Annotated in this window: 14 protein-coding genes and 2 tRNA genes; 6 read left to right on the forward strand and 10 right to left on the reverse strand. The window is 57.5% G+C overall.

Features of this window, described 5'->3' with window-relative positions; all coding sequences use genetic code 11:
• Window positions 1-118: 118 nt before the first annotated feature.
• Window positions 119-195 (forward strand) — tRNA-Val (locus tag ADH66_RS17485).
• Window positions 196-475: 280 nt separating this feature from the next.
• Here the strand turns inward: ADH66_RS17485 and ADH66_RS20245 are convergent.
• Entirely contained in the window at window positions 476-613 is a 138-nt protein-coding gene (locus ADH66_RS20245) for a hypothetical protein (protein ID WP_157130639.1), read from the reverse strand.
• Window positions 614-698: 85 nt separating this feature from the next.
• On the opposite strand from ADH66_RS20245, the gene ADH66_RS20250 reads away from it, so the two are divergent.
• Window positions 699-836 (forward strand): integrase core domain-containing protein, encoded by a 138-nt coding sequence (locus tag ADH66_RS20250; protein WP_157130638.1) that lies wholly within the window; start codon window positions 699-701, stop codon window positions 834-836.
• A gap of 251 nt (window positions 837-1,087) precedes the next feature.
• On the opposite strand, the gene ADH66_RS17490 is transcribed toward ADH66_RS20250, so the two are convergent.
• The 9 genes from ADH66_RS17490 to typA form a co-directional block, all read right to left on the reverse strand.
• Window positions 1,088-1,161 (reverse strand) — tRNA-Gly (locus ADH66_RS17490).
• A gap of 109 nt (window positions 1,162-1,270) precedes the next feature.
• The gene (locus tag ADH66_RS17495; protein ID WP_066538176.1) at window positions 1,271-2,638 is read right to left on the reverse strand and encodes an MATE family efflux transporter; all 1,368 of its coding nucleotides are present in this window, start codon (window positions 2,636-2,638) and stop codon (window positions 1,271-1,273) included.
• 12 nt (window positions 2,639-2,650) lie between these two features.
• Window positions 2,651-4,255 (reverse strand): alpha-amylase family glycosyl hydrolase, encoded by a 1,605-nt coding sequence (locus ADH66_RS17500; protein WP_066538173.1) that lies wholly within the window; start codon window positions 4,253-4,255, stop codon window positions 2,651-2,653.
• Between the two features lie 115 nt (window positions 4,256-4,370).
• Entirely contained in the window at window positions 4,371-5,666 is a 1,296-nt protein-coding gene (locus ADH66_RS17505; RefSeq protein WP_066538171.1) for a M18 family aminopeptidase, read from the reverse strand.
• A gap of 39 nt (window positions 5,667-5,705) precedes the next feature.
• A complete protein-coding gene (locus tag ADH66_RS17510; RefSeq protein WP_084384382.1) occupies window positions 5,706-6,176 on the reverse strand; it encodes a GNAT family N-acetyltransferase in 471 nt (156 codons plus the stop codon).
• Window positions 6,173-6,688 carry a CHAP domain-containing protein gene (locus ADH66_RS17515; protein WP_066538169.1) on the reverse strand — a complete coding sequence of 172 codons (516 nt, stop codon included), beginning with the start codon at window positions 6,686-6,688 and terminating at the stop codon, window positions 6,173-6,175. Before ADH66_RS17515 ends, ADH66_RS17510 begins: the two co-directional genes overlap by 4 nt.
• Window positions 6,689-6,698: 10 nt before the next feature.
• Window positions 6,699-7,565: a radical SAM protein gene (locus ADH66_RS17520; protein ID WP_066538166.1), complete on the reverse strand. Its 867-nt coding sequence runs from the start codon at window positions 7,563-7,565 to the stop codon at window positions 6,699-6,701.
• Window positions 7,562-9,286, reverse strand: a complete 1,725-nt coding sequence (gene pgeF / locus ADH66_RS20385; protein ID WP_084384381.1) for a peptidoglycan editing factor PgeF — start codon at window positions 9,284-9,286, stop codon at window positions 7,562-7,564. Before pgeF ends, ADH66_RS17520 begins: the two co-directional genes overlap by 4 nt.
• 10 nt (window positions 9,287-9,296) lie before the next feature.
• On the reverse strand, window positions 9,297-11,126 hold the full coding sequence (gene typA / locus ADH66_RS17530) for a translational GTPase TypA (protein ID WP_066538163.1): 1,830 nt from the start codon (window positions 11,124-11,126) through the stop codon (window positions 9,297-9,299).
• A 201-nt stretch (window positions 11,127-11,327) separates the two neighbouring features.
• Between typA and ADH66_RS17535 the strand changes: the two genes are divergently transcribed.
• From ADH66_RS17535 to ADH66_RS17550, 4 genes are read left to right on the forward strand one after another with little or no spacing between them, the layout of a single operon-like run.
• A complete protein-coding gene (locus tag ADH66_RS17535; protein WP_066538161.1) occupies window positions 11,328-12,722 on the forward strand; it encodes an MATE family efflux transporter in 1,395 nt (464 codons plus the stop codon).
• Window positions 12,723-12,735: 13 nt separating this feature from the next.
• Window positions 12,736-13,377 carry an MBL fold metallo-hydrolase gene (locus ADH66_RS17540; protein ID WP_066538159.1) on the forward strand — a complete coding sequence of 214 codons (642 nt, stop codon included), beginning with the start codon at window positions 12,736-12,738 and terminating at the stop codon, window positions 13,375-13,377.
• Between the two features lie 22 nt (window positions 13,378-13,399).
• On the forward strand, window positions 13,400-13,924 hold the full coding sequence (locus ADH66_RS17545) for a GNAT family N-acetyltransferase (protein WP_066538157.1): 525 nt from the start codon (window positions 13,400-13,402) through the stop codon (window positions 13,922-13,924).
• A 34-nt stretch (window positions 13,925-13,958) separates the two neighbouring features.
• Window positions 13,959-14,684 (forward strand): PHP domain-containing protein, encoded by a 726-nt coding sequence (locus ADH66_RS17550; RefSeq protein ID WP_066538151.1) that lies wholly within the window; start codon window positions 13,959-13,961, stop codon window positions 14,682-14,684.
• Window positions 14,685-14,687: the final 3 nt, after the last annotated feature.

Consider the following 14,687-nt stretch of genomic DNA (forward strand, 5'->3'; position numbering starts at 1 on the left):
GCGGAAGAACTCTCCCGCCCCGCTTTGGGGGGCTTCGTGTTCTTTCGCATTTAATATTACAACCTACGTAAAAAAGTATTGACTTTCTAGAAGTTACCTGATATAATAGAGAAGTCACGGGGGTATAGCTCAGCTGGTTAGAGCGCCTGCTTCACACGTAGGAGGTCACAGGTTCGAGTCCTGTTATCCCCACCATCTGAGGACGGTTATTCTGATGCAATGGATATCAGAATAACCGTCCTTGATTTTGCTTAAAACCGTCAAAAATGAATATTGTCTAACATTTTTAAGAAAGAACTCACTGCTGGTCAGGAAAATCCTCCAGCCAGCGGTGGGCCTTTTTGCGTTTTTGGGTCCTTAGAGAGGGAGCTATTGTGGATTTATTGGGTATCATTATTTCATTGAGACAATCGTTAAATTTCTACTCAGGAAATCTCCCTGCCCTCGCTCTTCACAGCGAGACCAGGGCCGGTTTTTAGCCCTCAATGGCAATCAAGTTCTTCTGCTCCATCTGAACCACCTGGCTCACTTTGGGGGTGAACATACAAAGGCAGCTGTCCTTCATCTCGGCGGCGAGACTTTCCTTGTGGGCACCGGGCAGGTCGATGTCCAACTCGTAATCCTAATCGCTCTCCTTAATGTCCGTGTTCATCATGCCACGCAGGATAACAAGCATATTACTCATTTAGTATTCCATAATGGAGTGGTTCTTCTCCAATCTAAAAAGAGAAAAACTGTGCAGATCAAAGCACCGTTCTGAAAATGAATTCAGAACGGCTGTTGATAAGTATATGATTTTCTATAATGAAGAGCGCCCCCACTCCACGAATCAATAAAGGACTCCTGCACAGAAGGAGTCTGATTTCCTCAGTAATTGCGCGGGAGTAGGGGCCGACTAGGACTAGATATGGGGTTCGAATGTTTGGCCTTTAAACTTTTTGGACAGCCATATTAGAGTTTTTCAGTATACGTGTCCAAGTCAACATAATGGAGTGCGTACCTGAAGTCTTACTAGCAGCCTAGAAAACGGAAATCACCTATTACTGTCCAAACCATAGGGGGTTCAGATTGCAATAGGTGATTCAGATGGAGCGGGCGAAGGGAATCGAACCCTCGTATTCAGCTTGGGAAGCTGATGTTCTACCATTGAACTACGCCCGCAGGTTATCACTTTCATGATTATACTCCTGTGGAGACGAAATGTCAATAGGCAGATGAATTTTTTTACAACAAAAATCTGGAGGGCTCCCTGAGATATAGGCTTATACAGCTACATACCAAGCTCCGCTATCTCCCTCTTGTAAAGCCGCAGGAAGAAGAATATGCTCACAAGCAAGGAGAAGGTCTCCGCTATGGGGAAAGCCCACCAGACCGCGTTGACCTCGTGGAAAATCATGGACAGCAGCCAGGCGGCGGGGACCAGCACGACCAGCTGGCGCATGAGGGAGACTATCAGGCTGTAGGTGCCCCGTCCCACCGCCTGGAACATGGTGGAGGATACTATTCCCAGGGCCGCGAAGACAAAGCAGGTGCATATGGTGCGCAGGGCCGGGACCCCTATACTCAACAGCTCCTCTGAGGCATTGAAGATACCCAGGAGCTTATCCGGCAGAAGGAGGAACACCAGCATTCCGGCCAGCATTATGCAAAGGGCAATAAGGCAGCCCTGGGCCATGGCCTGTGTCAGGCGCTTCTTGTTCTTTGCTCCGTAGTTGAAGCCCATAATGGGCAAAAGCCCCTGGGTCAGGCCGAAGACGGGCATGAATACGAAGGACTGCAATTTGAAGTACAGACCAAAAACCGTATAGGCCGCAGTGGAGAAGCCGGAGAGTATTCCGTTCATCGCCATATTCATGACGGTGCCGATAGCCTGCATCACAATGGCCGGGAGCCCCACGGCGTAGATGTTCTTTATGGTCTCAAAGCGCGGCCTGAAGCCCTTGAAGCTGATGGAGATGGCGTGGGGGCGCACGGCAAAGACTACAGCGGCAAAGATCATGGAGATTATCTGGCCGCCCACGGTGGCTATGGCCGCGCCGGTGACCCCCATTGCCGGAAGCCCGAAATAGCCAAAGATGAACAACGGGTCCAGGGCTATGTTGATAAGGGCCCCCACCAGCTGGAATATCATGGGCCAGAGCATATTGCCCGTGGCCTGGAGTATCTTCTCGAGCATCACCACAACGAAGCTGCCGAAGGAGAAGATACAGCAGATAGATATGTACTGGTCGCCCATCAGCACTATCTCCGGGTCGGACTCGAACATCTTGAAAAAGGGCGTGGTAAAGAAGGCACCGTACACGGCGAAGACCGCCGCAGTGCAGAGCCCTAAGAGGAGGCCGTGGGCGGCGGCGGACTCGGCGTCACTTTTCCTGCCCTCGCCCAGCCGCCTTGAGATAAGGGAGGTGACGCCAACTGCGGTGCCCACCGCAAAGGCTATCTGCAAATTTTGTATGGGAAAGGCCAGGGACACTGCCGACATGGCCTTCTGGCTCACCTGGGAAACATAGTAGGTGTCCACCACATTATATAGGGCCTGTATAAGCATGGAGAACATGGCGGGCAGGGCCATGGAGAATATCAGCGGCAGCATTCTGGCCGTGCCCATCCTGTTCTGTGACTGTGGGTTCTCGCTCATTTAAACACTCCTTTATTTTCCTGTAAGAGCGCGCAGGAATTTCTCCAGCGCCGGGTCATCACAAGGTATGGAAAAATAATCCGTGCCGTCCTGTGACTTGTATCTCAGAGGGATATCCGTGGGGGTAAGGGTAAGTGTTCCCGGCGCGGGCTTGGGCTCCGGCTTCACCTCTGGCTGGGGCTTTGTCTCAGGCGCAGGCTCCGCCTTGACCTCGGGCGCGGGTACGCTGACAGTGACGGTCTCCGCCTTGGGGGCCTTGTCCCCCTCCTTTGGTGGCCCAAGCCGGTATATCTTTATGCCGTAGGGCAGAAGCTCTATGCAGCCGTTCAGTTCCCGGCTCTCCCCGGTCATCAGGTCCGTGGCCGGGCCGTGGTAGTCCACGTTGATGTTGAAGCCGCTGCCGTCGGCGTTGATGGCCGCAAGCACCGTCTCGTCCCCGCACTCCCGGCGTATGGCTATCTGCTTGTTGAGAATAGTCTCGTTCTTATAGCTGCCCTCGCTGAGGGCCTTGCTTTGCAGCTTTATCCGGCTAAGCTCCCCGATGAACTCCGTCAGGCCGTTCTCCACCGGCTCCTGGAAACAGGGCCTCAGGGCCGGGTCTCCGTCATGCTTGTCGCCGTCCGCTCCCCACTCGCTGCCATAGTACAGGCAGGGTATGCCGGGCATACAGTAGAGCAAGGCGTACAGGCCCTTTATCTGCTCCTTGTCCCGGAGAAGGGTGTGTATGCGGCTGACATCGTGGTTGTCCGCAAAGCACAGAAGGTGCTCGCCCCTATATAGGCACCAGTTCTCAGAGCCGAACTGCCGGTTCAGGGAGTGGGCTATCTCAAACATATTCTTGTCGTTGAAGGAGGAGTAGAGCCCCTTATAGCACTCGTAGTTGGTAACGCTGTCAAGCATCTCCGGGTTCATTATGCGCTTATAGTCCCCATGTATCATCTCCCCCAGGAGGAAGAAGCCCGGGTCCTGGCCCTTTGTGTACTGGTGCAGGCGGCGCATGAAATTTTCGTCCAAGAGATACGCCACGTCCAATCGCAGGCCGTCGATGGCGAACTCGTCCCTCCAGCCGCCCACGCACTCTAAGATATGGTCCACCACCGCCGGGTTCTGCAGGTTCAGCTTTACCAGCTCATAGTGGCCCTCCCAGCCCTCGTACCACAGGCCGTCGTTATAGTTGGAGTTGCCGCCGAAGTTGATGTGGAACCAGTCCCTATAAGGGGAGCTCTCCCGGTTCTTCAGCACGTCCTGGAAAGCCCAGAAGCCCCGGCCCACGTGGTTGAACACACCGTCCAGCACCACCCGTATACCGGCTTCATGCAGGGCGTTGCAGACCTCCGCGAAGTCTTCGTTTGAGCCCAGGCGCGTGTCTATTTTGCGGAAGTCCCGGGTGTCATAGCCGTGGGTGTCCGACTCGAACACCGGGGAGAAGTACACCGCGCCGGTATTGAGCTTTTTAAGGTGCTCCACCCAGTCTATCACCTTTCTTATGCGGCTCTGGGGCCTGCCGTCGTTTTCATAGGGCGCGCCGCAGAAGCCGATGGGGTATATTTGGTAGAACATGGCTGAGTTCTGCCAGCCGGGGTTATTTTTCAGATGGATCACTTGCCTGTCGCTCATAGTTTTTTCGTCCTTTCATTTGTTTCTCAGCTCTCAGGGCAGGTCTCCAGCTGTCCGCAGAGCATGGTATAGAAGCCAAATTTTTCATAGAAGGGCCGCAGCATAACGGAACCCTCTAATCTATGCGGCAGCTGTTCCCCTCCCAGGAGAACACGCTGTTATAAAACGCCGTCATGCCGTCCACCATGTGCTTTAGATCCTCCCGGCCCGCCGTCTCATAGGGAGAGTGCATGGAGAGCTCTGCAAGGCCGATGTCCACGGTGGGTATGGGCACCTGGGAGCCGGAGATGAGCCCAAGGGTCCCGCCGCCGGGGGTGGAGGAGTTGTTATAGTAGTCCTGGGTGGGCACGTTCGCCTTCTCGCAGATGCGCTTGAACAGGGCGGCTGTGGCCGCGTCCGTGGCGTACCTTGTGCTGTGCTTTATAACTATACCGCCGTTCATACCGCACTTGCTGGTGGGGTCCGCCTTGTCGGGGTAGTTGGGGTGCACGGCGTGGGCGTTGTCTGCCGAGAGGAGCATACCGTTCTGTATGGCGAGGCTCCTCTCCTCCCCGTCCTTCCCGGCCCATTTGCATATCCTGTCCAGCACGTCAGAGAGCATGGTGGAGCCCGCCCCCTGGCGGGTCATGCTGCCGGTCTCCTCGTTGTCAAATATGGCGCAAACTGTACAGTTCTCAGGGTTTTCGCTGCCTATAAAGGCGGTTATGGCAGAGAACGCGCACTCTAAATCGTCCAGCCTGGGGGCTTGTATGAATTCGCTCTCCGCGCCGAAGACCGTGCCCCGGGCCCGGCTGTAGAGGTATAAATCGTGGGACAAAATGTCCTCTTTATTGACGCCGGCCAACTCCGACAGCAGCTTTAAAAGGTCCGCCCCCTTGCCGCCCAGAAGGGGCAGAGTGTCCCGCTGGGGGTCCAGCTTCTTGCCGTTATTGGCCTCCCGGTCCATGTGTATGGCAAGGCTCGGTATGGTCATAAGGTCCCGGGGCACGTTCACCAGCTGCATACGCACGCCCTCCTGTGTGCGTATGCCAAGCCTGCCCGCCACGGACAGAGGCCTGTCGAACCACAGGCTCAGTATGGTACCGCCGTAGACCTCGGTGTTCAGCTTCGTGTAGAGCCCGCCGCAGTCCATCTCCGGCTTGCCCTTCACCTTGAAGCAGGGGGAATCCCCGTGGGGGGCCACAACGGAAAAGGCAGAAAAGTCCTTCTTCGGGGCCCTGAAGGCGATGACGGAGCTCTGGCTGCGGGCGGTAAAGTACCCCTTCCCCTCTCCAAGCTCCCAGGGCCCGGTCTCTGGGAGCTCGGTAAAGCCCGCGTTCAGAAGCAGGGCCCGCACGGCGTTGACGGTGTGGCAGGCCGTGGGGCTGCTCTCGATGAAATTGAACAATCTCTCGGTAAGCTTGTCGGTCATGATAGTTACCCCTTTCCAATCTTAGAATAACGGATATATTTATAAAAGCATGACTAGAAACTCAGCGTTTGACCTTCTGTGGGTAATACCGCGCATAGAGGTAAATCCGCAACGTTCGTATACCTTCTGTGCCCGCAGGTTGAACCCGGCCACCGTAAGCCGTATATCTCCGACCCCAAGCTCCTCCCGGGCCAGCTTTATCCCGCATTGGACAAAGGGCTCCCCAAAGCCCAGCCCGCAGATGTCGGGCCGAAGCCCCAGGCCCATGTCCAAGGGGCCCTCGGGGTATACGTCCTCCTCTATGGCGGGTATCCTGGCCCCGGCCCCGAACTGGTAGAAGCCTATAAGCTCCCGGGCGCTGTTCAGAAGGGCGTATGAGCCGCCCTCCAGCAGCTCGTCTGCGGAGGAGCCCTCCTCCCGGTTGTAGACCGCGTACTCTCCCGGGTACTTCCAGGCGGCGATTTCGGCGGCAAGCTCCGCTGTCATGGGTATGATGTGACCGTCCATCATGGTTCCCCACCATAGTCGAACCCGTCCGGCAGGCTCAGATATCCACGGATATGCTTATCCCGGGGGCGCTCCACCAGGCCGGACACGTTCCCGAGGTTTCCCTCAGCGGTGAGCAGGCTGTTTTCGCGGACCTCTATGACGATGCCCATATGGTCGTGGGGCTTGTTCTCAAAGACCCGGTCGAAGATAACAATATCTCCGGGCTGGGGCAGGCAGGAGCTGGGGAGCCAGCCTATGCGCGGGTCCTTCTTGGCCCACTCCTCCCAGGCCACGCAGCCCGCCAGGTTGCAGGAGGCGCACTCCTTGGGCCGCACGGGGAACCTGTACCCGGCGGCAATGCAGCAGTAGTAGACAAAGGCCGCGCACCAAAGAGATTCCGCCTCCTTCTTCCGCCAGCCGGGAAAGGGCTCTATGATGGGCTGCAAATTGGACTTAAGGCCCACAACAGCGCCGTGCCAGGTCCTTTGGGCCTCGGCCCGGGCGGTCTCGGCCAGCTTCGCTTTATTTGACATAGCTTTCACCTCACTGAAATTCCGGTATAAACTGTGCGCCCCGGGCTTTCCTGGACTGCACAAAGCCCTCAAGGCCCAGCTCAAAGAGCGCGTCCTGCACCTTTAAAAGCTCCCTTTTTGTGATACCCCTTGAAAGCTCCGGGTATCCGGGTATGCCATCTCTGGCTTGGCCCCAGGGGGTGTACTGGGCCATAAGGCTGACGGGTATGCCGGGGAACTCCCGGGCGATAAGCTCCAGGGCAGCTATGGAGTTCTTTGTGTGCCCGGGCAGTATCAGGTGGCGTATGAGCACGCCCCTTTTCATCATGCCGTTCTCGTCATACTCCGGCGGGCCGGCCTGACGGACCATCTCATGTATGGCTTTTATGGCCGTCTCGGGATAGTCCCGCGCGCCCGAGAGGTCCTTTGCAAGCCCGCCCTCAGCGTACTTGAAGTCGGGCAGGTATATGTCCACAAGGCCCTCCAAAGCGCGCAGTGTCTCCCGCCGCTCATACCCAGAGGTGTTGTATACCACCGGCACCGGCGGCTTTCTATATAGCAGGGCCCGCCGTACCCCCGGGACAAACTGGGTGGCGGTCACAAGGTTTATATTGTGGGCCCCCTGCGCCGCTAAGTCAAAGAATATGCCGCTGAGCTCCTCCGGGGTGACTGCCCGGCCGGGGGTTATGCCCCGGCTGATATCGTAATTCTGGCAGTACCGGCACCCCAGCGGGCACCCGGCAAAGAACACCGCCCCGGAGCCGTTTTTGCCGCTTATGGGCGGCTCCTCCCAAAAGTGTAAGGCCGCCCGGGCTATGCGCATCTCCTCCCCGCTGTGGCAGGGGGCACCGCCGTCCCTCTCCCGCCCGCACATACGCGGGCAGAGTTTACAGTTCATGGGTTTATCATAAGCATGGCGCAGTTGCTGCCCCTATGGCCCCGGGTCTTTCGGTGGGAGAAAACAAGGCTGCTCTCCTCCATGGTGCAGACCCCGCCCACGGTGATATGCTCCGGCAGCACCCCCGCGGAGAGAAGCGACCTGCGGCAGCACTCCCAAAGGTCCACGTGGTACTTTGTCCCCCCCTCCCCGGGCAGCTCCACGGGGCCGGTGACAAAGTATTGAGAGTCGGGAAGCGCGAGAAACTCCCTTGCCACAGGTTCGTCCACCTCGAAGCAGTCCTTACAGATGGAGGGCCCTATGGCGGTTATGAGTTTCCTCGGGTCCGTACCGAACTCCTCTCTCATGCGCTCCGCCATGACCTTCGGCATACCAGCCGCCGCGCCCCGCCAGCCTGCGTGGGCAAGGCCTATGGCCCTGTGCTCCGGGTCGATGAAGTATACCGGCACGCAGTCAGCGGCAAAGACGACGAGGGTCACCCCAGGCGCGTCGGTTATTAGTCCGTCGGCGCTGTCGCAGTCGTTGGTTTTCCATATGCCTATGCCCCGCTCCTTTTCACCCACCCGGCGTATGTCCGTCTTATGCACCTGGCAGCCACAGACCATGCCCTGGGGTTCGAACCCGGCGGCAGCGGCGAAGCGGCGGTAGTTCTCCTCCACATTTTCCTCCGGGTCCCCCCGGCCGTAGCCCAGGTTCATAGAGGCAAACTCCTTAGAGCTGACTCCCCCTATCCTGGTGGAAAAGGCGTGGGTAACAAACCGAAGGCCCCCAAGGGCGGGAAAGCGCAGCACGCCCACGCCGCCGTTTATTTCCAGCAGCATATTGCCTATCCCCCCGGGCTCGGACCTCCGGGGCTTTTCTATCACAGGTAACGGTACAGCTTTCTTGTTCACGGCCAATCCCTCGTATTTCTGTTTAATAATGACCCTTCCCGAAAAGCGCAGCCCGCAGCCCCGGCAGCAGAAGTCCGCCAAAAACGCCCGGTTATGCTGGCCCCAGCGGCTGGTACGGGCGCATCTGCCGCCGCATTTCGGGCACAGGAAGCGCAGGTGCTCCGGGCGCACCCGTGGGTCCTCCAGGTCCTTTATATAGCTGGTGCGAAAGTTCATGCGCCGGTAGAATTCCTCGTCACAGGCCTGGATATAGGGCGAGAGGTCCCGGCGCTCACGCACCTCGCGGAGTATCCTAAGGGCGATAAGGCTGTCGTCCAGGGCCCGGTGCTGGGAGAGCTCCGAGATGTCCAGCCCCAAAAGCCCCGCCGCCTTCTCAAGGCCCGCCTGCTCCTTTGAGCCAAGCTCCAGGGCGTCCTGGGCGTAGCGCTGAAGGTCGCAGTATCTGGTGAGAAACGGCACGTGTATATTGCCGCTGAAATACCCGCAGTTGTCCATAAGGGCCAGAATGTCCGACTGGCCCCAGGTCATGAGCACGCAGTCCCCAAGCCAGCGCCTAAAGCGGCCCACGGCGGTCATGAAGGGGACTCCTCCCTCGCTCAGATCCTCGTCGGTTATGCTGGTAAGGTCCGCCACCAGGGAGCTCAGGTGCTTGCCCACCTGGGGGCGCACAAAGCAGGTGAAGGTGCCTACGGGCTCCAGGTCCGGGCCGCATTTAACCGCGCCGAACTCGATTATCTCGTTTATATATCCCTGGCGCCTGCTGCTGTAAGCGGCGTTCCACTCCAGGTCCAGTATTGCGACAGTGGGTTTGGCGTTTATGGCGGGCACCTCCTTTATATTACTGGGACTTCTTTCGGCTCTGCTGCTTCATGCGCTGCTCGTGGGAGAGCGTGGCCTTCCTCATGCGCACGCTCTTTGGCGTGACCTCTACGTACTCGTCCTCGCTGATGAACTCCAGGCACTGCTCCAGGCTCAGCATCGAGTGGGGCGTAAGTCTCAGGGCCTCGTCGGAGCTGGACGACCGGGTATTGGTGGCGTGCTTTTTCTTGCAAACGTTCACCACCAGATCCTCGGACTTTGGGCTGACCCCGACTATCATACCCTCGTATACCTCCACCCCGGGCCCTATAAAGAGCCTGCCCCGGTCCTGGGTGTTGAAAAGCCCGTAGGCCGTGCTCTCCCCGGTCTCAAAGGCGATAATGGAGCCCTGCTGCCGCTGGGGGATATCCCCCTTATAGGGCTCGTAGCCGTCGAAGACGTGGTTCATTATGCCGTTGCCGTTGGTGTCCGTCAAAAACTCCGAGCGGTAGCCCATAAGGCCCCTTGCGGGTATTCTGAACTCCATATGGGTTATGCCGGTCTCTCTTGAGCCCATGTTCACAAGCTCCGCTTTTCTCGAGCCTATCTTTTCCATCACCGCCCCCACATAGCTGTCGGGGGTCTCTATCATCAAAAGCTCCATGGGCTCCAGCTTCTTGCCGTCCTTCTCCTTGTAGATGACTGTGGGCGGGGACACCTGAAATTCGTACCCTCCCCGGCGCATCTGCTCGATGAGTATGGACAGGTGCAGCTCACCCCGGCCCGAAACCTTAAAGGTGTCCATGCTGTCCGTCTCCTCCACCCGCATGGCCACGTTTGTCTCCACCTCCTTGAAGAGCCGGTCCCGAAGGTTTCGGGAGGTGACGAACTTGCCCTCCCGGCCGGCGAAGGGTGAGTCGTTCACCTTAAAGAGCATGGAGACCGTGGGCTCGTCTATCTTCACAAAGGGCAGTGGGTCTATATGGTCCGTGGTGCAGGCAGTCTCGCCGATGTTCAGGTCCGTGATGCCCGAGACGGCTATGATGTCCCCTAATTTGGCGCTCTCCGCCTCCACCCTTTTCAGGCCCTCAAACTGGTATAGCTTTGAAATCTTGGCGTTCCTATGGCCCTCCTCGCCGCCCCCGCAGATGGCCACCTGCTGGCCTACTTTTATTTCGCCCCGCTCCACCCGGCCAATGCCGATACGGCCCACATACTCGTCGTAGTCAATGTTGGAGAAGAGCACCTGAGTGGGGCCGCCCAGGTCCCCCTCCGGGGCCGGGACCTGGTTTAGTATCATCTCAAAAAGGGGCTTCATGTCCGTGCCGGGCACGCTGGGGTCCAGAGAGGCGCAGCCCTCCCTGGCGGAGCAGTAGGCCACCGGGAAGTCCAGCTGGTCCTCGCTGGCCCCCAGCTCTATAAACAGGTCCAGCACCTCGTCCACCACCTCGGCCGGCCGGGCCCCCGGGCGGTCTATCTTGTTGAGGACCACCAGGGGCTTCTTCCCAAGCCCTAAGGCCTTTTTCAGCACAAAGCGGGTCTGGGGCATACAGCCCTCGAAGGCGTCCACCAGGAGCAGCACACCGTCCACCATCATCAGCACCCGCTCCACCTCGCCGCCGAAGTCCGCGTGGCCGGGGGTGTCCACGATGTTTATCTTCGTGCCGCCGTACTTCACCGCCGTGTTCTTTGAAAGTATCGTGATGCCCCTCTCCCGCTCAAGGTCGCCGGAGTCCATCACACGCTCCGCCACGGCCTCGTTGGCGCGGAATATTCCGCTCTGCCGCAGCAGCTGGTCCACTAAAGTCGTCTTCCCATGGTCAACGTGGGCGATAATGGCCACGTTGCGCAGGTCTTCTCTTTTTCCCATTTTCTATCCTTTCCTTTCAGCCGCATAACTGTTTTTCATTATCCAAATGCTTATTATAGCACAGTCCGGCGGTTTTGAAAAGACCCTTTCACTGCAAAACAGCGGTATAGTTAGCGTCCGGAAACTTCCTGACCCAAAGGCCTTGAATCTCCTTTGGAGGCATGATATAATGTTTTCACCATCTTTTGGAGGTTTACTTTCATGCAGTTCATAAAGAAGTTTATCGGCACAAAGGCCTTTTATCTTTCCGTCATCGTCCTTTTGGTGCCAATGGTCATACAACAGGGCATCACCCAGTTCGTGAACCTTTTGGACAACGTGATGGTGGGGCGGCTCGGCACCGAGCCCATGTCCGGGGTGGCCATTGTGAACCAGATAATCTTTATCTTCAACCTGACTATCTTCGGGGGTATGTCCGGCGCGTCCATCTTCGGGGCCCAGTATTATGGGAAAGGGGACCTGGAGGGCCTTCGGCACACCTTGCGTTTCCGGCTTATCTTCGCCTTTGCCATAGGCGTTTTGGGAATTCTGGCGCTGATATTCTTCGGAGAGAGCTTCTTTATGCTGTTTCTGAACGGCGAGGCCAACACCCCGGAGGAGACCGCCGCAACTCTGGCCCATGCCCAGAACTATATGCGTATAATGCTCTGGGGGCTGCTGCCCTTCGCCGTGTCCAACTGCTTTGCAAGCGTCCTTAAGGACACCGGCGAGACCTTTATACCCATGGTGGCAAGCGTCATCTCCATCGCCGTAAACCTGGTGCTGAACTACCTTTTGATCTTCGGCAGCTTCGGTTTCCCCAAAATGGGCGTTGCGGGCGCTGCCCTGGCCACGGTGATTGCCCGGTACATAGAGATGGGCTACCTTATTATGGAGACCCTGCGCCACAAGAAAAAATTCCCCTTTGTACAGGGCGCGTTCAGGAGCCTTCGGGTGCCCCTGCCGCTGGTGCGTCGCATTGTAATTACCGGCACCCCCCTGATGCTCAACGAGAGCCTGTGGTCCATGGGCATCTCCATGATATCCGCCTGCTACGCCACCCGGGGCCTTGCGGCCGTGGCGGCCAGCAACATAAACAGCACGGCCTTCAACCTCTTTTCCATGCTCCTGATGTCCATGGGCAACGCCGTGGCTATAATGTGCGGCCAGCAGCTGGGGGCAAACGATATAGAGGGCGCCAAGGACACCGTGAGAAAACTGACGGCCTTCGGCGTGGCCATGAACGTGGTGATGGGCCTTTTGCTTATATCCAGTTCCGGGGTGATACCCATGATCTACAACACCGAGGAGAACGTCCGGCAGCTTGCCGCCCAGATGCTCATTATCTCCGGGGCCTTCCTGCCCCTGGGGGCCCTTACCAACTGCTCGTACTTCGCCATTCGCTCCGGCGGGCGCACCTTTATCACCTTCCTTTTCGACTGCGCCTATACCTGGGTGGTCTGCCTGCCTGTGGCGTTTTTACTCAGCCGGTTTACCACGCTGAGCCTGCCCTGGCTGTTCCTCCTGGTCCAGTGCGTAGACTCAGGGCTTAAGGCGGTCATTTCGGTGATAATGCTGAAGTCCGGGATATGGGCGAAGAATGTGGTGAATGCGTGATAGGCGTGATAAGATGAGCAATATACACCGGATAAAATGTGGAAACGGAAACTGCTATATAATTGAAAACGAATCCGGCGGGGTGTTGGTGGACACGGGGAAAAGGGAGTATGCAGAGCGCGTGCTGGAGAGGTGCAGGGCCTATAAGGTGGGGCTTATAATTTTGACCCACGGGCATTTCGACCATGCCGAAAACGCCGCCCGTATCTCTCGGGAGCTGGGGATTCCCATCGGCATGAGCGAACTGGACAGTAATTTGATAGAGGCCAACAATAGCCAGGAGCTTTCTGCTGGTACTTTCCTGGGGAAAATAGTCCTGTCAGTGTCTTTAAGGGATTTTTCAAGAAGGGAAATGCAGAGGTTCAAGCCGGAGGTGCTCCTAAAGGACGGGGACAACCTGTCCGCGTATGGGGTGGACGCAAAAATAATCGCCCTGCCCGGGCATACTGCCGGCTCTATCGGCGTTGACGTGGGCGGCGCGTCACTGATAGTCGGGGACGCGCTGATGAATATGTTTTACCCCACCGTGTCCATGCTGTACCATGACCGCAGGGATATGCTGGAGAGCGCGAAGAAAATCAGCGCACTCGGGGACAGGACGATCTATTTCGGGCACGGCGGGCCGGTCCGCAACAGGCGGTGGGTAAGATCCTGATTTAGGAAGAGGTTTTTTCAATATGGTCTACTATAGAGATAAAGAACTTATCATCCGCGACATGATACCCGCTGACGCCCTGGCCATCACCGACGGCGAGATCGCCCAGGGCTGGCGGCAGACTATAGAGAAGTATGAGCGGCGTCTTAGGGACCAGCGCGATGGGAAATGTATGGCCATTGTTGCGGAATATGGGGGCGAGGCCGCTGGGTATATCCATGTGTATCCAAACTCGGATGACGGGCCCTTTGCCGGGATGAGATACCCGGAAATTATCGACTTCGGGGTGCTGGAGAAGTTCCGCAGGAAGGGGATAGGCGGCAGGCTTATGGACGTGGCGGAGACAGTCGCCGCAGAGTATGCCGGGACGGTGTTCCTCTGCGTGGGGCTGCACAGCGGGTACGGCAGCGCCCAGCGCATGTACGCCATAAGGGGCTATGTCCCGGACGGCTCCGGGGCGTGGTACAACGGAAGGGTGCTCGAACCCGGCGCTGCCTGCCAAAATGACGACGAGCTGGTGCTTTATATGTCAAAAAAGCTTTTATAAAATATATTTAGCCTACTGCATGGGGGGACAAAAAATGACCGACGAAAACTATCCGTATCTGTACGAGACCCACTGCCACACCTGCTGGTGCAGCGGCTGCGGGGTCAGCACGCCCTATGAGATGGCCGGGGCCTATTATGAGGCAGGGTACGCCGGGATGATATTCACCGACCATTTCCTAAGGGGCAACACCGCCGTGCCAAAGGACTGGCCTTGGGAGAAGAAGGTGTCAAGGTATTACGACGTGTACCTTGCGGCCAGGGAATGGGCGAAGGGCAAGGACTTCGATGTGCTCTTTGGCATAGAGCACAACTACGGCCATGGGAAAGAGGTACTGACCTATGGTATAGACCTGGATTTTCTGCTGAAATATCCCGACATCGACCGTCTGCCCCTGTCGGAATATTCAAGGCTTGTGCACGAGTGGGGCGGCTTTCTCTCCATGGCCCACCCCTTCAGAGACCGGGACTATATCGACATGAGCGTGGGGCCGGAACCGCAGTACCTGGACGCCCTGGAGGTCTTTAACTACCACAACTACCCGGAGGAGAATGAGAAGGCCGTGGAGCTGGCCCGGGAAACCGGCCTGCCCGGCACCTCCGGCGGGGACGTGCACATCTATACCGACGGCGGCATCAATAATTCGGGTATAGCTCTGCCCAAGCGGGCCCGCACCGGGGAGGAGCTGGTGGAGCTCCTGCGCGCGCGGGATTACCGCCTTGTGTATGAGGGCAGGCTGATGGACTGTAATATACTATAATCC

It is taken from the genome of Acutalibacter muris (assembly GCF_002201475.1).
Classification (GTDB): Bacteria; Bacillota; Clostridia; order Oscillospirales; family Acutalibacteraceae; genus Acutalibacter; species Acutalibacter muris.